The following is a 20,189-nucleotide window of genomic DNA, read 5'->3' as shown; positions in this document are numbered from 1 at the left end:
CCGTCAGAATCCATGCCACAACCTAAGCTCTCTAATTCACCTGATGCGCCATTACTTATAGTACCTTCTGAAATAGGATCACTTTTTCCTAATTTAGCAAACCATTTGTCCGCAAAAGCCAACCGTTCATCCATTGCTGGAACGCCTGCACGCTCAAATAGTAATTGCCAAGCATCTGTCGCTTGATGTACGTCAGTCATTTTTAACGCACTTAGAGCATTCTTTTCGGCACCTTTTAATTCATGAACTAGAAAAGCCAATTGCAACCCAAGATCAGACCATTCTTTCCCTTTTTCTTGTGCGAAATTTTTTAAATTAGTGGTTCGCCCAGCAGTCCATTGCGCCAGTCCATGACCGGATAGTGGATCATTTGGACGTTCGATCGCAGACGGATTCAATCGACTTTCACGTTCAAAATTGGCAATCATTCCACATAGTCCTTGTGGAGTTGATTCAGGAATTTCTTTTTTGACATAGGTATAGATTTCTTTTGCATTTGTTTCCATGTCTTTAGACGTTATAGACGAAACATTCGAGGTTGTATTGGTGTCACAATCACCGCCACCAAACCCTAAAAAACTAAACGCTGAAATCAAAGCGGTAGCCAATGAAATAACTATTATTATTGTAATTAAAGGTGTTACGAGTTGTGACAGAATGACTTTTGCTGTCTCTTTTGAAAGAACCTGTTTCGCCCGATAATAAGCGAACTGTGCTACTTGTTGCGATTTCCTAGCAACAGAAAAGCTGGCTTTTGCGCCAGCTTTCCCTGCTTTTTTAGCTCCTTTAACAACTTGCGTTGTTGTTTGAATCGAATCCTTCACTTGATCGGCTTCACCAATTCCTTGAGCTGATGTATCGCCTTTAAAGTTCACAGCTTTGCTTTTAACGGAATCTTTTACTGCCTTAGCACTTTTAAAAGTACCTTTTTTAATCCCTTTACCAGCAGTTTTTGTGATTTCTTTTTTAGATGGATTACTTTTTAAAAATTCTTTGCCTTGTTTTGTCGTGTGAACAGCAGCTTTAGAAACTGCTTTTGTTGATTTTATTGTATTTTTACCTGCTCTATTGATTGTTTGTGTCGTTTGTTCTACAGCCGCATCCTCATCTTGTCGATTATTTGGTGGATTGATTACTTTTTTCTTAGCAAAATCGCGCCCTTTTTTTATAACTCTAGTTCGATTTTTTTTATTCTTAACACGGTTCGAGTGGCTGGTGCTTTTTACTTTATTTGAATGATCCTTTGATACAACTTTTTTTTGATACTTTTCTTTTGAAGATTGAAGAATGAACGTTTTATCAGATTTTTCTTGTCTAATGAGACGATCTCTAAAATCATTATTCATCAGCCGATCTCCTGTTTCTGCCGTTCATTTTGATATTTATAAACATCTTCAATTTTCGTTGACATAACCTTGTACAACTCTGTATCTTTCGGAAATTCATCATATAAAGGGATCATTGCTTCACCAGCATAAAGCAACCCTGCCCCCTCTTTAGCATTCGTAATATATTTTTGTTGTCTATTTGAAATATGCAGTAATTCTGCTAAACGCTGCCTATCTGTTTGAGATTGGTTCAGCATCAATACAAAATCACTATTTGATAACATACGTTCAGCATTTAAAGAGGACAGTAAAGTAGACACATTTTGAGTAATTCCTGTCGGAATTGCCCCCCATTTTCTAGCTCGTGACCATAACTCAAAGAAGTAGTTTTCCGCATACTCATTGGAAAACAATAGCTGAATTTCATCAATATAAACCCATGTTCTACGACCAGCATTTCGATTACTTGTAATCCGATTCCAAATTTGATCAAGTATAATCAACATTCCCATTGAACGTAGCTGCTTACCTAAGTCTTTAACATCAAAGACAACAAATCGTTTCGTTGTGTCTACGTTGGTTTGATGTGAAAAGACAGATAAAGAACCCTCTGTATAAAGCTCTAACTCAACAGCTAATTGTTGAGCTTCTTCTTCTGGCTGCTGCTTTAAAATTTCTGAAAAATCTCTTAATGTTGGCATTTCTTTTTGACCTTCAAAATAATTTTTATAAGCAAATCTACAAGCTCTATCGATCAATGTTTTTTGCGTGGGACTCAATCCCATGTTTCCACCGACTAACATATCGCAAAGCGACAACACAAAGTCTGTTTTCAGAATTACTGGATCATCGTCATCAGCATAATCATTATTGATTTCTAAGGGATTGACATGTGCTTTTGATCCAGCGGATATATGAATGACTTCCCCTTGTAGTGCTTCTGCGAGTGGTGTATATTCCCTCTCAGGGTCAATAACAATTACTTCTGCGTCAGGATCACTGAGAAGAACTGCGGTCATTTCCTTTTTTGTAGCGAAAGATTTACCGCTTCCGGGTGTACCCAAAATAAACCCGTTAGGAGCTTTTAGCGTCTTTCGATCCAATGTCACCAGATTTTTAGTAACAGCATTCAAACCGTAGTATTTGCCTTTTGGTTGCATTAATTCCTGTGCGGTAAAAGGAATGAACACCGCCGTACTAGCCGTTGTTAATGTGCGACTTATCGGAACGTAGTTATATCCCCACATTAAAATCGAGTTTAGAGCTTCTTCTTGTAAATAGTTCAGCTTAGAGAAAGCACAATTATTTTTTCTTCCTGCTGCCAAAATTTGTTCAACTGTTTCATCAAGTAAACTTTCATCTTTATTTGATGCCATAACTAAAAATGTGAAGGAGAAAAGTTTTTCATTATCACTTTGCATTTGATCCAATAAGTCTTCCGCTTCGCTCATACTTCTTCGTAATTCCATACCAATTAGTTGTGGATCATACCCTCCACGCAAAGCTTTCTTTTGTTCATCGATCTTTTGCTGTTCCATAAAAGTGAGCTTTGTTTTTACCAAATCTAGCCCTTTTTGTTGCTCAAATGGTTCTATGTGTAGGGCAATTTGCAAGTTTGTGGGTATATCTGTCAAATCATTAATTAAGCGATCTGATAATTCTGACGGATAAGTACGCAAGTATAATACTTCTGTATACTCGTCACCCATAAAAAAACGATTTTTTCGATACTTGAAATCGAAACTATCAGGAGCTATCGCAGAATGTGTTGTTAGTCCGCTAAACAGTAAATCCTCGTATTCAAAATACAAGTTATTATCAGGTCGTAGAATGCTATTAGCGACTTTCAATCGCTCTAATCCTGACAATTCTTCTACTTGACAACCTAAATCAACAAATTGATCGACTAGATCACCTTGTAATCGATTTAAAGCTGGGATTGCCTGATCCACGTCTTTAGCTTTTTGAATAAAAGTAACGTACTTTTCTTTCTGCAAACTACTGTTTCCATGTTTAATTTTGGCAGAGATCATTGTATTCATTTCTTTTCGATACAAGTCTAGTTCATCGTCGGCTAGGTCATATGTTAAATCTTTTTCAAACTGAACCTTATCTTTGTTCCGATTAATAATTGAAATCTGCAACGCCGTATCACCATCACAGCTATTCAATAACTCGCAATATGAACTGAATGTCATCTCTTGTTCGCCTTGATCGGCAATAGAATAATTTATATCTGAGAACTGAAAGGTTCGAGAAAATACCCCTTCTTTCACTTCACAAACGCCGTTCTCATACATAGCTTGATAGGCTAGCGATTGTTGGCTAGAGTTTGGAGGAGCATACTTTCTTTGTTGCTTCCCACGTTCCTTTTTTTGCTTCTCTAGCATTTTTAAAACTTTTTTATTTTGCCCTTGTTCTTGCTTATCTTGTTGTTTCACCCAATTTTTTGATTTTCTTTTTGTTAAAACCACTCATTGGCACCTTCTCTCTTGTCTGATAGATTCTTTTACCTACCTTTAATTGATGCTTAAACACTACTTTTAAATACTTTTCTAGTGCCATCCCATTTTTTCTTACCCACCCAAAGGCGACAATAGGTACTAATAATGGAATGATGATATTCCCTGCCGTATCAATTTTCATGCCCAAAATTTTTACACAGTAAAATGAACCTCCAATTGCAATCGCTAAAGTCAAAACGAAAAAAAGTAGTTGTCTTAAACTCATACCGAAAAGGATTTTTTCACGATAATCTTTAATTTCCTTTGGTACTTTCACACGTATAGCCACAAGTCCAAAATTCCTTTCTTTATGAATTTTCGTTTAATAAGATTTTTTTTAACCGTTTCAAACGAACATATTCCCCCTTTATAACCACCCATACCCCTTTAAAAAAAAGGAACACAGAAGCCAATCCGAACCCAATGACAGACAAGCTAAATAATGTCATTAAAAAAGGTGCGGAATTTTGTCTAAATAGAATTAGAGTGCTGCTGATAAGTAGTGCTGCAAGTGAAACGAAAAAAAGCCACAAAATAAATTTTGTGCTTCGACTCGATAATTTAGTTTTCATGATCTTCCTCTTTTACATTGAATTAGTAATCGCTTTAGACCATCGACCTGTTGCCATGATGGCAAAGATTAACAGAACACTATTTCCCATAATTCCCACGATGGTGTATATAAACTTTTCTTGTCCTGAACCGCTATTAGCAATGTTTGTGAATGCCGATCTGAGTAAAAACGGATAGAACTGCATGACCATAAATATCAATGTACCTTGTAAAGCAGTTCCTGCAAATGACTTCATAAAGTTCTTACCCACTGTTGACCACTCGTCACTGGGAAATGTTGCTATGGGGATTGGAGCCATTGATAAATACGCATAAAGCTCGATGAATCGCATGTTTACAATGACTTGTACTATAATTATTGATCCGATAGTGACAAGTAATGCGATAAGAAGAACTATGAGAATACCCATCTTGAAAGTAGTGCCCTCTTTTTTTATAGGCTCTAGTATTTTATCCGCCTTCATCAATTTACCCACGCCTTTACTTCCCATTGCAAGTTGGCTAATTTGATTCGTCATATAGGTTGTTATATCTAGTATGGCTCTCATAAGTAGCGAAACTTGATCCATTGCAATTTTACAAAAGGACAAACGGATCATAGATTTAAACACCATCTCAAATCCTGTTTGGCTGCCTCCACCTGTTTCAACTTTCCCAGCTATTCGCTGTAATTCTAGAGCAAAGAACAAAGCTAAAATAGTAAATCCGATTGGCTTAGTTACATTATTGAGAATCGCTGTTGAATATTTATAGAGTTCAGGACTGAAGTTTTCTAGGCTAGAAGAAAGATTACTCGTCTTGGTACTGAATGAAATCATATTAAGTATCCATTCAAGTACAGTTTTTAAAATTTTATCCATAATCTCCGTCCATTCTTAAATCATTTTATCCAGTTATTGTGCCAAATAGTGCAGCGGCAGCAATGATTAATCCACCACCTGCCATTTGCCAAATTCCAGACTGCATTTGTGGGCCGTTATGATCTTTCAAAGCTCCTCCTAAAACAACTGCTCCCCATACAAGCCAAAGACCGCCACCAATTTTTACAAATTGTGTTAATAATCCTATTACTGTATTAAAAGTTCCCATGTCTAAAGTTCCTCCTCAATAGTTGTTAAATCTTCAAAATCTTCATCTAAAAAATAAGTTTCCACGTCAGCAACATTTCGAGTAAATTCTTCAATATCCCTATTCATCGATAATTCAAAATCAATCGGATCATTCCCTGAAAGCTTAACTTTTTTTAGATCAGGCGCTTGATAAATAAAATTTGTGCCTGCATTCATAAAATACTTATAAGCTGGATGGCTTTCTAAGCGGAAACGATCAGATAGAAAAGGGCTTGCCCCTCTCAACATATAGATACATTTCCCTCCTCCTAGCTTCCTTACCTCGTCAGGGTCTAATAGATTTCGCCCTAATTTTTGTGAGTTCTTTGTGAAGCTACCAGTAGCCCCCCTAGTTTCATTAAAAGTAACGGTATCTATTGTTTCTTTCCCTAATTGTTGGGAAACATATTTATGTGTACTTTGTTCATTTCCTCCCAAATACAAAAAAGAGTCGCAGTTTCCTACGAGTGTCTCCCAAGTATCCTTATACAATTTTTTACTGATTTGAGATAAGTTTTGTAATATTATATCTACCGATATACCACGACTTCTAATCGTAGCTATGACTTTATCAAAATCAGGAATTTGACCAGTATTCGCCATTTCATCCTGTAAGCATCGAACAGCTATTGGCAATGAGCCATTGTAATAGTGGTCTGCTTTATAAACCAAAGTATCAAATAGTTGCTGATAGATCATACTTGCTAAAAAGTTAATGGTTGTTGATGTATCAGGCAATATAATGTAAAGAATCGTTTTTTGATCGCCTAGAGTATCCAGTTCTAATGTATCTGTACTTGTCAGCTTCCTAATGCTGGGTACATCGAACGGTGATAGACGAACCCCTAGACTTATTAAAATGCTCTTTGCTGTTTTACCAGCAGCCATTTTGAAGTTTTGATATTGTTTTACTGCAAAACAATCCGGCATTTCCATTTGTAACTCTTGGAATGCCAAATCCAGCGAAGAAATATATTCTTCGTCATCATCTTTTACCCTAGCTCTACGTACTAAATCGGAAACGGAACCGATTGTTTGTTCATCTGGTTTCCCTTTCAATATCAGCAAATGAAAGACAGCAGCAAGAAATGATTTTTGCGCATCTTCCCAAAAACTATCCCCTCCTCGTTTATTCGGATCAGAAGTGTTTTTCATCAAATTATCGACAACTTTTAAAATATCAAGTTCGCAGTCGCCTTCTGTTCTTTGTATATAATGAAACGGATTATAATAGTCCGTATTTTCAAGCGTCACTAAGTTCAAGACTTTAACCTTGTATCCAGCTTTTTTAAAACCTGCACCAGTATCTCTTAAAATGCCGCCTTTTGAGTCATTCACTACATAACTACAGTGCATTTGAAAAAGATTGGGCATGACATAAAACCTCGTTTTTCCTGATCCTGCCCCTCCTACGACACATACATTGTTATTTCTTTCAAATTCTTTGTGTTTAAGTTTAGTTTTAATAGTTAAACGTTCAGTATTTGTAAAGAGTAAATTTTGAGAAAATACTTTATCAATAAATGGGACAATATCGTTTTTATTTCCCCATCTAGCGCTACCATGTTCTTCTCCTAATCTCATGTTCTTCTTTCCGCTAAGGACATACAGATAGACTAATAGGAAGACAAGTGCTACTATTCCACTGCCTTTAAGAGTCTCATTTGACATACTAGCCAAGCTAAATTTTTGAAACGGCGAAGACAAAAAAAGCGTCATAGCTTCATTTAATCTTGTCAGCCATGACATCTCTTGGGTTGCGGGGATTGAAAAGAAAATTGAGAGAAAACAATTTCCAACAATAAATCCCAGTAAAAGTAAAAAAAAAGCGGTGAAGATATTCTTTTTACTAATCTTCATCGTTCTTGTCCTTTATTCTTATCTTTAGCACCTTTAGCTACCTCAGCTCTTTGAGCATTGATTGCTTCTGCTTTTTCTTCTAATTGATCCAATTTTTCTGTTAATCCTTTTTCTTTGGTATCAAGCGAAGATTCTTTTGTCGGTTCTTTTTCCATTTCTTTTTGATTATCAAATTTTGCAACAAGATTTTCCAATGCAATATTCAATGTATCTCGATCCTTAGCTTTAAAAAACACATGGATTTTCCCAGTCTCTTTGTTCTCTTTTACGGAAAAATCAATTTTATATTTCTTCATTTCCTGCATAAGGGGCTTTAATTCTGTCTTAGACACATCGACATGTTCTAAGGTTCCTTGTTTCTTTAATCGAGAATAGCGTTGCTTGCCTGTTGTTAATTGTTGGTTTACAGCTTTTTTTGATCCTTCATATGCTATTTTCCCTACTTTATTTACTGGTACTTGAATAGCTCTAATTAGTTCCCTAAACATATTTTTTTGGGTATTTAGAACAAATTCGGCTACACGTTCGTCATTTACTGCCAAGTCGACGACCTCCTTTTTTTGATAAGGTATCAACGTCGGATCATTTACAAAATCAATCTTCAATTGTGTATACCCTGCTTGCTGCATTGTTTGATTTTTTGAAATTCGAAAATCTTCATATCCAGTAATATATTTGTCACGCTTTAAAAAATACTCTTTCGCTTTATTTCGTTCGTAAGATTCAATAAACTTTAAATCCTTTTTGTCAAAAAGGTGAACGTCGAGTAGATTGTCTAACTTTAATTGTTCAATATGGAAATGAACAAAATTGTCTAAACTTAATCCTTCTGTGTAGCCATTAAACATAGCTGATCGTTCGATTCCAAAATTAGTAACTTCATTTTGCAAAAATGAATAATCGGGCGATCGACCTTCTTTCTCAACAAAATTAAACCATTGTGTTTCAGCACGAATCATTTCCATATCAAACAATTCAATGATTTGGGGATTTTTCCAATCAGCAAAAGTCAACTCCTGCAAAACATATTTTATTAGTAATGAATAATGATCTAGGTAATCACTTTTGGATAGCGGCTCTCCTAGTTTCTCTAGTTCCAATTTTCCCACCTGCTCTCTAAAGTTACAGTTATTTGTTATTTCATCCGATTGCTGAACTATTTGCCTAAAAATATCTCCGCTCTTATCTCTCAACAATAGTATTTTTACCTACATGATGACCAAAAACCGACATTTTGCATGACCATTTTTGAAAACGAAAAAAGACACTTAACAATCTTTATGTTAAGTGTCCGAATCTTTCATATTCTGTTAAAATGAATTGTCGCCTATCCGACAGTCTTAGCGACTAAAGGAGGTGCGTACTATGCTTTATGAATTTCTTTGCCCCCTTCTTGTTGGGATAATCGTAACCCTATTCGATTATTGGCTGAATAGTCGAGACAAGAAGTAAAACAACTGACGGCGACATCAGCTAAAAAGAACCCCTAGAGAATCCGACTTCTCTAGGGGTTCAATGCGTACTACACTCTATTTCTTTGCACACATAGGATAGCATAATTTCCCCTTTTTTTCAACCATCCTAATTCCCGAATAGAACCGTTTGTGGATCAACTAACATGTTTTGAGACAAGCTGCTGTCCTTGCAAACTTCCAAATGAAGATGGCTGCCGGTACTGTTACCAGTGCTTCCAACATAGCCGATCGTCTGCCCTTGTTCCACTTTGTCACCCACCTTAACCGCATATTGCTGTTGGTGTGCATATAGTGTCGTTGAACCGTCTTCGTGTTCGATCACTACGTAATTCCCCCACGAGTCGTGATATTCCGCTGTTAGAACCGTGCCTGACTTGCTGGCATGAATTGGCTCGCCTTGTGCCGCCGCCATATCCAAGCCGCGGTGGAACTCTGACCCGCGATTCCCATATGGACTAGAAATCGTGTAGTTGTCTACGGGTACTTTGTATCCCCTCATACTGACAGGTGCGCCCTGCACTTCTTTGTCATACTGAACAAGATCATACGTTTCAATTAAGCCGTTCAGCTTTTGATTATACGAGGTGTCGGTGGCGTATTTTCCTGTAAGGGATTTTGTTGCTTCTTGATAGGTTTCCGCATTAGACTTCCAAACGCCCGAATAAAAGTTGGGATTGCCTGAAATGCCTTCTTTTATCAGTTTTGCATAGTCCGTCAAACTGTCTTCGTAGTTTTCATAAACTCGAAAACCCGCTTGTGTCGCATAGAGATTGCCATTTCCGAAATCTTCTTGGGTTGCCATTGAAACGCTTTTTCCGTTATGTGTGCCCTTAATACCAAACAAGTTATAGTTTGGTGCTTGGGCTAACCCACTTTGACCACTGGCAGACTCTAAGATCGCTTGTGCAATCATCACGGATGCGTACAAATCGTGTTCCTTCCCAATTTTACGAGCAGATTCACCAATTTTACGAATAAAGCTCTCCACGGATTCGTCTTTCTCAAAATGAATCGCTCCGTCTTGTGTGACGGTACTTGATGGAACAACTTGCGATAAGTCCGCTGTTGCGCCTTGATCGACTTGTGTTTGTGGTGTCGGCGCTTCTTGTGGTGTTTGAGTCGCTTGTGGCGCACTCGGTGTTTGCTTCGGTGTGTCTGCCTTTTTTGCGTCTTCTTTTTTCGGTGTCTCGATTTTTGATTGCTCCGACTGGCTCGGTTGTGTTGGTTCAACTGGTTTGATACTGCTAGACGACGGACTCGACGATTCACTACTTGGTGTCGTGCTGCTTTCACTCGATGGTGCTGTTGATGATTCGGTACTTGCTGACGAACTCGATTCACTTGAATCGGGCGTTGCTGTCGTCTCTGTTTCTTCGGTCGCCTGTTGGACGTGCTCCGTTATTTCTTTTGGTTGTTCTTCATTTGCTAACGCATTCAATGGGATAGCTGAAATTACCTGCAAGGATAAGAGCAACGCGGATGCGATCTTTGAAAATTTCTTCATTACGTTTTTCCTTTCTATGATTCGTTTTTCTAAGTTAGATGATCTTTTCTAATACTCGTCTTTCATGTGGGATGAAACAACGAATTTCTTCTTCATTAAAGCCTAGTACTAACTTTTTTCCATCATAAAGAATTGGAGTTTTCAACGCTGTTGGAACAGCTATCAATGATTCTAGTGCTTGATTGAGTGTCATCTTGTCAAACTGAGAATGATTGATACTTCGTTTCAACAAATCATCCAACCCGTTTTCAGTATGTGCTAACAGACGTTTTAGTTCTGTTATAGTAAAACTCCCCTTCTTAACTGAGCTTTTTTTATATGGAACGCTGTTGTCTGCTAGCCATTGGAGCACTTTCCGATTCGACGAGCTGTTACCTGTATAAACGTGTAAAATCATGTTTCACCTCTTTTCAATAGTCCTCCGGTCGTAAATCATCTATGGGTACATCCAGTATAGTGGCTAATAGGCTCACAAAACTAAAACTTGGATTCTTGGTCGATCCATACTTGATCCGATTGAGTTTTGCCACTTCACTATCAGATAGTTTCCCTATCAAATCAACCTCGGTCATGTTTTTTTCTTCCATTATGGCTTCGATTTTTTTCCACATACGGGTGGTTTCCTCTCCTTTTCTTTCCTGTTGTACATAGTCGAGTTTAAACGCATCGACAGGTACATTCAATCCGTCCGCAATTCTACAAATAAATTGCAGGCGTGGTTCTTTTAGTTTGCCGGTCTTCAAAATAGAAATTCTTGAGTTTTGAACATGGATTCGCTGGGCTAATTCATATTGCGTGACTCCTTGTTCCTTCATGACGGCTTCGATTTTATCCCACAACATTAAGGCTTCCCTCCTACTCCTTTACTTTATGAGCAATCACTAGTAGTGCTGCTAAGAGACCTAAATACATTCCTCCAAGGATTACTGACCAGCCGCTCATCCATGCGAATGCAGAAATACAAGCGATTTGGAACGTGGAATATATCGGTTGATTTTCCTTTTTTGTTTGACTGTGTTTTTCTCGTGGCGAAACCGATTCACTGGTGTTTTGTTGCGGTGTTCCGTTTCCGGTTTGGGTTTGCATTTGGAGTACGCGCCCCTCAATCAATCCTAACCCTCGTTTCACTTCGATCGTTGCTTCCTCAGCGGGATAGCCCTTTAAATAGGTACCTTGTACAATGGCTCGATTGGCGGTATTGATCTCGCCTTCACAACGAATCAAGGTCATTAAGGCGTTTTCGCCTGTCTTTGGAACGTCTAAAAGTTCCCCAGCGGATTGAGGAACAATCGTATTTTTCGTCGCCACATATTCATACACATTGGTGAAGTCTGTTGCATAGAATACATGGTTTAAGGCGGTTTTAGGTAAATTCCCCAATGCGCCGCCACCTTGCACTAGATTATGTGCCAAGCCGACATAGTTCCCTTTTCCTAACTGCTGATCGGGATAGTACGTGCCGACACCTACCATCAAATTTTGATTTGCCATTCCAGCTAATAGTTTGGTGTGGATGTCCGCACTTGGAATATAGAGTGCTCCGATTCCCCACTGGTTCACTAGTTTATCATAATGTAACTGTGCCTGCGCAAATTCTTCAGGAGTTACTGGTTTGATTTGATCAATCGTGTACGTTGCTTTTTTTGATTGTCGTTCCCTTCGTTTTTGGCTTGTTTTCTTTGGTTCGATCTGGTGCGTCATCTGTTCGGCATTGCGATTTGCATGTTTCATCAAATAATAGCCATAATAACTCCCAAACGCAAAGATGATTCCCAAAATAAGCCACAAAATAGGTAGAGCTTTTACTGCTTTTTTCACAATGTCCTCCTCCAACATCAGACACAAAATAGCGTCCAAGCATCCTATAAATAGGATGCCTAGACAAAAAATATTAGTGTTGTTCTTGATGTTTTTTCTTCATAAACACAAAAACAGCACCTGCCGCAAGAACAAGAACAACTGCGATCCATACGAATGGATTTCCTAATGTGCCGCTTGTTTGCGGGAGTGTGCCGCTTACTTTAGATGAAGTTGGTGTTGCTGGTTTAACTGACGTTTTTGCTACTTCTTTCACTTTGGGTGTTACTGTCTGATCCTTATTTGTTAAATCGTTATGTTCAGCCACTTTAGATCCCGATTTGTCGTAAAGTTCCTCAGTCCATACATAACTTGTTTTTTCGTCATCTTTTGACGTATCTACCAATGTATCAATGACTTGTTTTTCACTATCGGCTTTTGCGACAAAATCTTTCGACGTTTCAAAAACAACTTTCGCGTTTTTAGTATCTCCATTTTGAATTTTCCAAAGCTTGATTTTGTTTGTGTATTTGTCGCCTTTAACAACATTACTGATTTGAATATCGTCGTGCATTGATGTGTCTTTAGCCAGCGTAAAGGTCTTTTCACCATTTACTGTTGCTAACGTACGAATTTCAGGGATTTTTACTAAGTTATTGTCTAGGAATAATTTACTTAAGTTAATCACATTTGAACCTTCATTAATTTTCGATTCAGGAACAGTTAACGTTTTGAGAATTTCTTTCTGCCCTTTCTCTGCAATCGTAAAGACATATTCGCGTTTGTCTTTATTGAATACCGACTTAATGATAAGTGGTTCAATTGTTTTATACCCTTCCGGTGCTTTGACTTCTGTCAGTTCGTAGTCACCATATGGAATCTCAGCAAATTTCCAATAGCCATCATAGCCGTTTTCATCCGTAACGGTTTTCGTTGTCCGAACATCCCCTTTGGTTGGTTTGATCGGTGTTAATTTAAATTCGATATCGTTGTAACCAGTTTTAGTGCTACCTGATTTTGATTCTACATATTTGAAGCCATCTACCGTAAATTTAATAACATTTTCTTTTGATACGGTTTCAGTAACAACCGTTTGTGTATTTTGGTCTTTGTAAGTAATCTCGAATTCACGTTTTGTATTATCAAGCTGATAACCTTCCGGCGATTTCGTTTCCTTCCAAAAATATTTCCCTAGAGCTAAATGTTTCACGCCTGCTTTTTGGTCTTTGTCATCAATGCGAACCACAATCGAGTCGCCGTCTACTCGTGTACCGTTTGTTAGTTCCGGTTTGAAGTTTTCGGACCAGTTTACCGGGGTGCCGTCTTCATGGAACAAGCCATATTCAGCACCAACAAAAGAGGCAGCACCTTGTGTTTGGTTCCCTGTTTCCGCATCTTCTTTGGTTAAAACAGTAGAACCTACAACCTCTTGGTTCTTTCCTTCGGCGCCCTTGATAATTACAGCCGTCGTTTGTTTCGCGTACTCGATTTTCACTGTTACCGGCTTGAATGTATTCGCAAAACCATTCGATGCTGTTTTTTCTGTGACAACATACGTTCCTAATGGTAAGTTTTTCTCTGTTTCCGCATGCCCTTTTTCATCCGTAGTGATCGTGCTAATGACTTCGCCTGTTTCACTATCTTTATGGATTTCAAAAACATTTCCAGCTAAACTATAGTTTGCGTTCCATAACTCGTGTCCACTTTCTATGCCTTGCTTTTCAATCAGGATTTGTCCTTTTGCTTTCATGTTCCGTTGTGTTAGCGTAATTTCTTGCCCTGCAACAACGTCCCCTTCTACAACATCCGACTCACCAAGTGCAGACCCTAACACATACGGATTAGGGACAGATATCTCGGTCGCTTTTACATGGACTTTATGATTAATCCCTTTAATGGTAGCAAGACCATTTTTATTTGTTTTTACCATTTGTGTCGCTGGAGCACCATTCCCGCTAAATTCTACTTTAAACTCTGTGTTAGGAACAACGTCCCCAGTTTCTTTATCTACTTTTTTGATCGAAATATCCCCAGTTGTTTTGATGTTAAAATTAACCACATAGAGATTTGGATCTTTAACGCTAGGTAAATAGACTGTTTGTGATCCTTGTTTTTCTAACGCAATTGGTGTGCCTTCCATAAACGAACGTTTATAAATTAATTGACCACTTTGTACACTTGGGTCTGTTGGTGTTACATCAACAGATTTTCCATCTGCCGCTACATTCCAGTTTACTTTTGCACTGTTTGATACTAGCGTTTCAAATGAATGTAAATCAACCGAAGAATTTAGACGTTTAGTTTCGCCAAAAGTTAAATCAACAGTTGATTTGTTAAATTCAGGTAATCGTTTATATTCTTCTATACCTGCATATAACTTTTGCTTCCTTGCTTGAAAATCAGGAATACCGCTAATAGCATCTACTTTGATTCCATATTGCGGCAATAACTCCCAAATTACGGCTTGAGCGGTGATACGATCGGCGATCGTCCAATTATCACCAAACGCATAAAACGTGTTCCAAATAACGGAAGCAATTTGAGCATCCTGCGGAATATCATTTACACCAACTGCTTCATATCCGGGATTGTCCGTCGATGTAAACGGTACACCCGGTTCAATGCAAAATACGATTTTTTGGTTGCTCCCATTATCAGGTGATACTGCCATAACTGCTGTTTCATCCGACCAAGGTGCACCATGTTTTGTCCCACTCATTGTATAAATGTTGTTCGTGTCATAATAGATATTTCCGGTTTCTCCCGGTTTCATTTGTAATTCGTCACTTGCCGCATTTGCAGGCATTGAAGCCAAACTTATTCCTGTTACAATAGCTAACAGTCCCAGAACCGTTAATAAAAATTTGGAGATTTTACTTTTTTTTCTAACTATTTTCATATACGTCTTCCTTTCTATTTTTGGTCACAAAAAAGAACGTAGCCATATACGCTACGCTCTACCTACAATGATTCAGTTTTTCTCATAGGATTCCCCCTCTCAAAATATATCTATACTTAACGTGTGAGTAATTATACGTTAGAGCCTTATAACACAAAAAAGCACTTAAGAAGTATTTTTTCTTAAGTGCTTTGTATACCACTAATTTATTATTGAACGAGATACGAAGACACTCCATAACTACTTGGTGTTACATTCTCTTTTGATAAATTCACAGCATAGTTATCAATCCACGTTGTTGCTTCTGCTTCTGTATTAAACAACTTATTTCCCTTAGAAATATTGTGAACCGCATCTGCGCTATCAGAAGCCGTGTACCACACAGTGAATTTTGTAACAGTCACAGATGTACTAGAACCTGAATAGAATGCGACGCCTTCATATCGCCAGCCTTTGCGTCTTAGATTATCTCGTTCAGACGTATGAACTGTAAAATGATGCGTTCCTGTTTTAGCATTCGGATTATACAAGCGATACACAGGTGTTGATCCGCCTGATTTCCAAGATTCACCTTCATACCGCCAGCCTTTGCCCTTTAGCATGTTCACTTCGTTCCAATTTTGCGTATAATGATGATCTCCCCCGTTGTTCGGATTGAACATACGGTAGACTGGGGAACCTTGACTCGGTGCCTCCCATGCTGTACCCTCGTTGTTCCAGCCTTTTGAGACTACAAACGGAATTTCATTGCTGTTTTGCGTATATAAATGTTCCCCTGTGTTCGGATTGTATGCCCGATACAATGTAGCTGCAGAAGCTGTAACACTAGTTGATACAAAAAATAAACCAACGAAGCATACTACGCCTATAATACTTCCCAATGCCTTTTTCATTTTTTCTCTCCTCCTAGTTCCGATTCGTTAAAAATATTATACCTGATAAGAAGATACTCCGTAACTACTTGGCGTTACGTTTTCTTTTGCCAAATTTTCAGCATAACTGTTAACCCAAGCTGTTGCTTCTGCTTCTGTACTAAAGACTTGCATACCTTTAGAAATGTTGTGTGCTGCATCCGCTGGATCAGAAGCTGTATACCATACGGTAAATTTTTCAACCGGTTGGGTTGGCTCCTCAGTTTCACCAGTCCCGCCACCATTTGTTCCTCCTGAATTTTCTTCGGTAGTTGGCGTGGTTGTTCCACCTTGCGTTCCATTCATAGAAGATGAAGTCGGTTGGGTTGGCTGATTTGGTTGCTGTTCAATCGTTGTGTTTGGCGCACTGCTCGCTGGTTGATCGGTAACAGGTGTTACTACACTGGAAGGTACGGCTTCATTCTGACTTACTGGAGGTGCAACAGACGTACCAACCGATTGATTAGGCTCAACTTTTTCTGCTTCTTGGATAACCGACTGCATGACCGTTTGTCCTTGACTATTTTGAACAGTAGCAACATTCCCATCAAACAACAACTTGTTCCCTGCGAAAATCAAATCATTATTTGCAATTTTGTTCATATCTGCCAGCTTTTGCACTGAAATATTGGTGGCGCCACTGATTCCGCTCAGTGTGTCTCCCCAAACAATTGTATATTCTTTTCCATTTGTTTTTCCAATATCTACCTTTATTTGTTCAATTGTTCGTGGAGTCCATTCCGCGGCATTCGCATTAACTCCTACAGCTAACCCAATTCCTCCAACGGTAACACCAATAGCCAACACGTTTAAAAACTTCATGATTCATTCCTACTTCCTTTTAATTTTATTATAGTAAGTTTATTATATCTAATTAACTATAATAAGTAAAGTGGTTTTGAATAAATAGTTTAAGTTTAGTATAATAAGTTTAGCATCATAACTTACTAGAAAAGGAGACCTTTGCTAATGAAGATCGAATCTTTGGATCAAATGAAAGAATGGGCATTAGAAAACCTAGTTACTAGGCAAGAAGCCGCGAATATTACGGGGCAAAGCTATACCGCTTTTTCACAATCTGTTAATCTAAGAAATATTATTCCTTTTTTAGAATACGGAACCGGTACTAGAACGGTTCGTTTGTACTTAAAAAGCGATATAGAGAAATATGCGGAACAATTAAAAAATAAGAAGCAGAAACTGCATTAATCGTTTCTGCTTCTTATTCTTTTTAGCGCACAACGACCGCGTATTTTCTTGCATTGTAAATAGTTTCAAAGGTCGTGCGACTCAACCAATAAGAGCCACTGATTGGATCAGACACGTGAACCTGATTACTCGATTTGTTATACCCATCGAGCGTTACGGCGTGATTATTGTTAGCGGCAACACCAAAATTCCAATTCCCCCAACGAATTGGTTGGAAATTGATTGTCACCCAAGCAACAACCGGATTGCCATTTTTAACCTCATTAAGAAGTGTGTACATTGAACTTCCAGAAATGTTTGCGACATTCCCGTATTTCGCGCCCCATGGCGCAAGCGGTGCCGGATAGATTGCTGAATACGTGTAAGAGTTCTCTACAAAGGGCGACCCGACAAATCCATTGTTTGGATTCCCATTGGATGATTTTGGAGTTGTATTTAAGAATTGAACCAATCCCCAATTAGTGATTTTTCCTTTATACTGCAGTGCTTGGAGTAAAGAAGCCCCTTCACAACCACTCGGTGCACCAAGCGCATACTGATTATAATTTCGTACGCCTAAGAGTTTGTAGTTATCCGTATTTTGTTGTCCACCACCAACGGCATACCACGCAAGCCCTTCATCACGCCACCCATGATTCATTAAATTGCGCTGCTCGTTGTAATTCATCGTGTAATTATGGCTTCCTGATCGTGCATTTGGGTTGTAGGCACGATAAACTTTGATTCCTTTACTTTTATCTGAATACCATGCAATCCCTTCGTAGCGCCATCCTTTCCGTTTCAGATTGTCTCGTTCGCTCGCATGAAGCGTGAAATGATGATCCCCTGCATTAGGGTTGTACATCCGATATACTGGATCGCCTGATACTGGGGCTTGCCATCCAATCCCTTCATATCGCCAACCAGCTTTTTTGACTTTATCCCTTTCAGTCGCATTGCCGGTATAAAAATGCTCCCCTGAATTGGGATTATACAATCTATACATAGGGATAGATTGTACACTCCTAGCGGATCGTGAAAATCCTTCTTGTAATTCTTCCTTTGGCGCTTGGGTTGCATCTGCTTCATCTTTTCCTGCTTTTACTGGTGGTTCAAGTGTGACTTGTTCCCCATTAACAACAGTGGTTCGAGTTTCTTCGTTAGTGCTTGGAGTGCTTTCTTGATTAGGCGTCGGTGCGTCAGCTGAACTAGAACTATCCGTCGTTTGATCGTCTCGATCGTATTTTACTTGATTTTCGTTTTCAATATCCCATAACGTTGTTTGTGAACTTGAAACGCTCGCTGTTTCAATAGCAGAAGACTGAATTGTTGTTTCTTCTGCTAATCCAACAATGGGTAGAGCCAAACTCGATAATAAGGTCGTACACATCAGTAACACTACTTTTTTCTTCACTTTAAATCTCTCCTTGTTCCCTAATTGAATACTTAACAATTTATATCCCTACTAAAACCATAACATGGCTTTAGCCTACCTTTGGTCAATTTCCTAAATTCGTTTTGGAAATGAACACATTTTCATTTGATTGTAAGGGCTTTTTTAAATTTTTTCCATATCTTTCGCTCGCTTGAAGCATTTGTTTGTTAATACTTTTGTAAAGAAGAAATTTCCTTCTTTCATCAAAAAATTGTTGCCGTATATCAACTATTGAGTTTAGATTATCCATTTCTTTTCATTTTCCAATAGAAGCATCCGACTACAAAACTTGCCAAAATTGAAAGAATTGTACAAAATAGAGATTCTCTATAACAATTATCCAATCGATACGTTACAACAGATAAGCCTATACTGACTAGAGTAATGACAATCATTCGTTTCAAATCGGATTTAAGTTCGTTGATTCCAGCGTAGTTTATGGGCTTAATTTTTGAAGACCTTTGCGATCTCATAAGCATTATTGATGACCTCCTCCAACACATCACATGGATAAACCTTTGTTTTTGAATTCTTTTGCTTCTGTTCAATCAAATAGTCCAATTTTTCGAGTGCTCCGTCACTAAGAGCGTATTTCTTTCTTTTCTTCTTAGTTGTCATATGGTGTCCCCTACTTTCTAGCAAGGTGTCCCCTCATTTAATAAACGTAGCTCTGTACTTTACAGTCTAGAGTTGACTCCTTTTCTGAAATGACTTCGTGGATATACTGATTTTTTGTAAAACGTTTCGCCACTGTTTTTAACGCTTCGTCAACGTTTTCAGCTGCCACATGAGTTTTCGCAATTATTTTCCAGCCATCATTTGCGGTTTTTAGTTCTTTTGTCTCAACGAGGAATAAACGCATCTTCGTTCCCACCTTATTCTTTCACTAACTACTAATAATTTTTTGACCATACATAAATAACTTTACGCGAATTGACTAAAATTGAAAGGGTATCGTCACACACGGTCACTTTTCCACCTTGTTAGGTGCTTCCTCTATTGGCTCCATACAATCGATTATTTGTTCAACTTGTTGATCGTTGAATCCTCTTTCCTTCAAATATTTTCCAATCACGCCAGCTGCTTGATCACTAATTTCTGGGAATTGTCGTTCGCTGGCACTTACAGGATAGCTATTATTCTGTAAATAGTCATTTTGACTTAGAACTCTTTCTAGTTGTTCGTTCTGAATTTCTAAATGCTCAATGTTCTGACGAGTCTCAATATTGAGAAAATACGTCTCGATATTCATTGATAAAGAAATAATACATAAAATGAACGTTACTTTGTAAACGCCTTTTAGTTCTTCACAACAAACAAATAGAATGACTAAACATACCAACATCATGATCACAATTGACGCCAATCCACCCCAATAACTTAGCATTTGCTCCCCCTTCTATGTGTCTTCTCTTTTTTCGCACACTTGAAAATAAAGAAAAATCTCGACGAGTTTATGGCGTCCGGAACTCGAAACCCTAATAGACAACGGTAAATGTCACTGAATCGTTCTGACAAGTGCCTATATGTAGTGCAGCACACGACATAAAAAGTTTTTCTTATGCGCTTTCCCATTACGAAAAGCCCGCTTGGTCTTTCTCCAAGT

At 38.3% G+C, this 20,189-nt stretch carries 21 protein-coding genes; 2 read left to right on the top strand and 19 right to left on the bottom strand.

The annotated features are described in order from the left end of the window. The 8 genes from IGI38_RS24325 to IGI38_RS24290 form a co-directional block, all read right to left on the bottom strand. Window positions 1-1,346: phage tail tip lysozyme (locus IGI38_RS24325; RefSeq protein ID WP_438734529.1), on the bottom strand; the 1,346-nt coding region annotated here is incomplete at its 3' end. Continuing rightward, window positions 1,346-3,718, bottom strand: coding sequence for a VirB4-like conjugal transfer ATPase, CD1110 family (locus tag IGI38_RS24320; RefSeq protein ID WP_438734534.1), 2,373 nt, complete (start codon window positions 3,716-3,718; stop codon window positions 1,346-1,348). The genes IGI38_RS24320 and IGI38_RS24325, both read right to left, overlap by 1 nt. Window positions 3,719-3,752: 34 nt before the next feature. Then, window positions 3,753-4,109 (bottom strand): PrgI family protein, encoded by a 357-nt coding sequence (locus IGI38_RS24315; RefSeq protein ID WP_438734528.1) that lies wholly within the window; start codon window positions 4,107-4,109, stop codon window positions 3,753-3,755. A 31-nt stretch (window positions 4,110-4,140) separates the two neighbouring features. Next, window positions 4,141-4,404 (bottom strand): hypothetical protein, encoded by a 264-nt coding sequence (locus IGI38_RS24310; RefSeq protein WP_438734527.1) that lies wholly within the window; start codon window positions 4,402-4,404, stop codon window positions 4,141-4,143. Window positions 4,405-4,416: 12 nt separating this feature from the next. Then, a complete protein-coding gene (locus IGI38_RS24305) occupies window positions 4,417-5,265 on the bottom strand; it encodes a hypothetical protein (protein WP_438734526.1) in 849 nt (282 codons plus the stop codon). A gap of 25 nt (window positions 5,266-5,290) precedes the next feature. After that, the gene (locus IGI38_RS24300; protein WP_438734525.1) at window positions 5,291-5,494 is read right to left on the bottom strand and encodes a hypothetical protein; all 204 of its coding nucleotides are present in this window, start codon (window positions 5,492-5,494) and stop codon (window positions 5,291-5,293) included. Between the two features lie 2 nt (window positions 5,495-5,496). Further along, window positions 5,497-7,374 (bottom strand): VirD4-like conjugal transfer protein, CD1115 family, encoded by a 1,878-nt coding sequence (locus IGI38_RS24295; protein WP_438734524.1) that lies wholly within the window; start codon window positions 7,372-7,374, stop codon window positions 5,497-5,499. Continuing rightward, window positions 7,371-8,483: a PcfB family protein gene (locus IGI38_RS24290; protein WP_438734523.1), complete on the bottom strand. Its 1,113-nt coding sequence runs from the start codon at window positions 8,481-8,483 to the stop codon at window positions 7,371-7,373. The genes IGI38_RS24295 and IGI38_RS24290 overlap by 4 nt, the downstream gene beginning before the upstream one ends. Window positions 8,484-8,739: 256 nt before the next feature. On the opposite strand from IGI38_RS24290, the gene IGI38_RS24285 reads away from it, so the two are divergent. Next, window positions 8,740-8,826, top strand: coding sequence for a type I toxin-antitoxin system Fst family toxin (locus IGI38_RS24285; protein ID WP_438734533.1), 87 nt, complete (start codon window positions 8,740-8,742; stop codon window positions 8,824-8,826). A 129-nt stretch (window positions 8,827-8,955) separates the two neighbouring features. Here IGI38_RS24285 and IGI38_RS24280 read toward each other — a convergent pair whose 3' ends face one another. From IGI38_RS24280 to IGI38_RS24250, 7 genes are all read right to left on the bottom strand, one after another. Further along, window positions 8,956-10,353, bottom strand: coding sequence for a peptidoglycan DD-metalloendopeptidase family protein (locus tag IGI38_RS24280; protein ID WP_438734522.1), 1,398 nt, complete (start codon window positions 10,351-10,353; stop codon window positions 8,956-8,958). A gap of 34 nt (window positions 10,354-10,387) precedes the next feature. After that, the gene (locus IGI38_RS24275) at window positions 10,388-10,750 is read right to left on the bottom strand and encodes an ArsC/Spx/MgsR family protein (RefSeq protein ID WP_438734521.1); all 363 of its coding nucleotides are present in this window, start codon (window positions 10,748-10,750) and stop codon (window positions 10,388-10,390) included. A 13-nt stretch (window positions 10,751-10,763) separates the two neighbouring features. Then, window positions 10,764-11,195, bottom strand: coding sequence for a helix-turn-helix domain-containing protein (locus IGI38_RS24270; protein WP_438734520.1), 432 nt, complete (start codon window positions 11,193-11,195; stop codon window positions 10,764-10,766). A gap of 13 nt (window positions 11,196-11,208) precedes the next feature. Further along, a complete protein-coding gene (locus IGI38_RS24265) occupies window positions 11,209-12,171 on the bottom strand; it encodes a class A sortase (RefSeq protein ID WP_438734519.1) in 963 nt (320 codons plus the stop codon). A 73-nt stretch (window positions 12,172-12,244) separates the two neighbouring features. Then, window positions 12,245-15,049, bottom strand: a complete 2,805-nt coding sequence (locus IGI38_RS24260) for a SpaA isopeptide-forming pilin-related protein (protein ID WP_438734518.1) — start codon at window positions 15,047-15,049, stop codon at window positions 12,245-12,247. 209 nt (window positions 15,050-15,258) lie between these two features. Continuing rightward, window positions 15,259-15,942: a hypothetical protein gene (locus IGI38_RS24255; protein WP_438734517.1), complete on the bottom strand. Its 684-nt coding sequence runs from the start codon at window positions 15,940-15,942 to the stop codon at window positions 15,259-15,261. A 36-nt stretch (window positions 15,943-15,978) separates the two neighbouring features. Then, on the bottom strand, window positions 15,979-16,782 hold the full coding sequence (locus IGI38_RS24250; protein ID WP_438734516.1) for a LysM peptidoglycan-binding domain-containing protein: 804 nt from the start codon (window positions 16,780-16,782) through the stop codon (window positions 15,979-15,981). Window positions 16,783-16,929: 147 nt separating this feature from the next. Here IGI38_RS24250 and IGI38_RS24245 point away from each other — a divergent pair, with 147 nt between their 5' ends. Next, a complete protein-coding gene (locus tag IGI38_RS24245; RefSeq protein ID WP_438734515.1) occupies window positions 16,930-17,169 on the top strand; it encodes a hypothetical protein in 240 nt (79 codons plus the stop codon). A gap of 22 nt (window positions 17,170-17,191) precedes the next feature. Here IGI38_RS24245 and IGI38_RS24240 read toward each other — a convergent pair whose 3' ends face one another. The 4 genes from IGI38_RS24240 to IGI38_RS24225 form a co-directional block, all read right to left on the bottom strand. Beyond that, window positions 17,192-18,562, bottom strand: coding sequence for a C39 family peptidase (locus IGI38_RS24240; RefSeq protein ID WP_438734514.1), 1,371 nt, complete (start codon window positions 18,560-18,562; stop codon window positions 17,192-17,194). Between the two features lie 465 nt (window positions 18,563-19,027). After that, on the bottom strand, window positions 19,028-19,201 hold the full coding sequence (locus IGI38_RS24235) for a hypothetical protein (RefSeq protein WP_438734513.1): 174 nt from the start codon (window positions 19,199-19,201) through the stop codon (window positions 19,028-19,030). Window positions 19,202-19,238: 37 nt separating this feature from the next. Beyond that, window positions 19,239-19,445 (bottom strand): hypothetical protein, encoded by a 207-nt coding sequence (locus tag IGI38_RS24230; protein ID WP_438734512.1) that lies wholly within the window; start codon window positions 19,443-19,445, stop codon window positions 19,239-19,241. Between the two features lie 105 nt (window positions 19,446-19,550). Next, window positions 19,551-19,970 (bottom strand): hypothetical protein, encoded by a 420-nt coding sequence (locus tag IGI38_RS24225; RefSeq protein WP_438734511.1) that lies wholly within the window; start codon window positions 19,968-19,970, stop codon window positions 19,551-19,553. Between the last annotated feature and the right edge of the window lie 219 nt (window positions 19,971-20,189).

The sequence above is a fragment of the Enterococcus sp. AZ128 genome, assembly GCF_051714485.1.
GTDB lineage: Bacteria > Bacillota > Bacilli > Lactobacillales > Enterococcaceae > Enterococcus_A.
This window is presented reverse-complemented; position numbering and strand designations above follow the sequence as displayed.

Coding starts and splice junctions, on each gene's coding strand:
- IGI38_RS24320 (WP_438734534.1), bottom strand. CDS start 3,718: ATGCTAGAGAAGCAAAAAAAGGAACGTGGGAAGCAACAAAGAAAGTAT.
- IGI38_RS24310 (WP_438734527.1), bottom strand. CDS start 4,404: ATGAAAACTAAATTATCGAGTCGAAGCACAAAATTTATTTTGTGGCTT.
- IGI38_RS24305 (WP_438734526.1), bottom strand. CDS start 5,265: ATGGATAAAATTTTAAAAACTGTACTTGAATGGATACTTAATATGATT.
- IGI38_RS24300 (WP_438734525.1), bottom strand. CDS start 5,494: ATGGGAACTTTTAATACAGTAATAGGATTATTAACACAATTTGTAAAA.
- IGI38_RS24295 (WP_438734524.1), bottom strand. CDS start 7,374: ATGAAGATTAGTAAAAAGAATATCTTCACCGCTTTTTTTTTACTTTTA.
- IGI38_RS24285 (WP_438734533.1), top strand. CDS start 8,740: ATGCTTTATGAATTTCTTTGCCCCCTTCTTGTTGGGATAATCGTAACC.
- IGI38_RS24280 (WP_438734522.1), bottom strand. CDS start 10,353: ATGAAGAAATTTTCAAAGATCGCATCCGCGTTGCTCTTATCCTTGCAG.
- IGI38_RS24275 (WP_438734521.1), bottom strand. CDS start 10,750: ATGATTTTACACGTTTATACAGGTAACAGCTCGTCGAATCGGAAAGTG.
- IGI38_RS24270 (WP_438734520.1), bottom strand. CDS start 11,195: ATGTTGTGGGATAAAATCGAAGCCGTCATGAAGGAACAAGGAGTCACG.
- IGI38_RS24260 (WP_438734518.1), bottom strand. CDS start 15,049: ATGAAAATAGTTAGAAAAAAAAGTAAAATCTCCAAATTTTTATTAACG.
- IGI38_RS24255 (WP_438734517.1), bottom strand. CDS start 15,942: ATGAAAAAGGCATTGGGAAGTATTATAGGCGTAGTATGCTTCGTTGGT.
- IGI38_RS24250 (WP_438734516.1), bottom strand. CDS start 16,782: ATGAAGTTTTTAAACGTGTTGGCTATTGGTGTTACCGTTGGAGGAATT.
- IGI38_RS24245 (WP_438734515.1), top strand. CDS start 16,930: ATGAAGATCGAATCTTTGGATCAAATGAAAGAATGGGCATTAGAAAAC.
- IGI38_RS24235 (WP_438734513.1), bottom strand. CDS start 19,201: ATGACAACTAAGAAGAAAAGAAAGAAATACGCTCTTAGTGACGGAGCA.
- IGI38_RS24230 (WP_438734512.1), bottom strand. CDS start 19,445: ATGCGTTTATTCCTCGTTGAGACAAAAGAACTAAAAACCGCAAATGAT.
- IGI38_RS24225 (WP_438734511.1), bottom strand. CDS start 19,970: ATGCTAAGTTATTGGGGTGGATTGGCGTCAATTGTGATCATGATGTTG.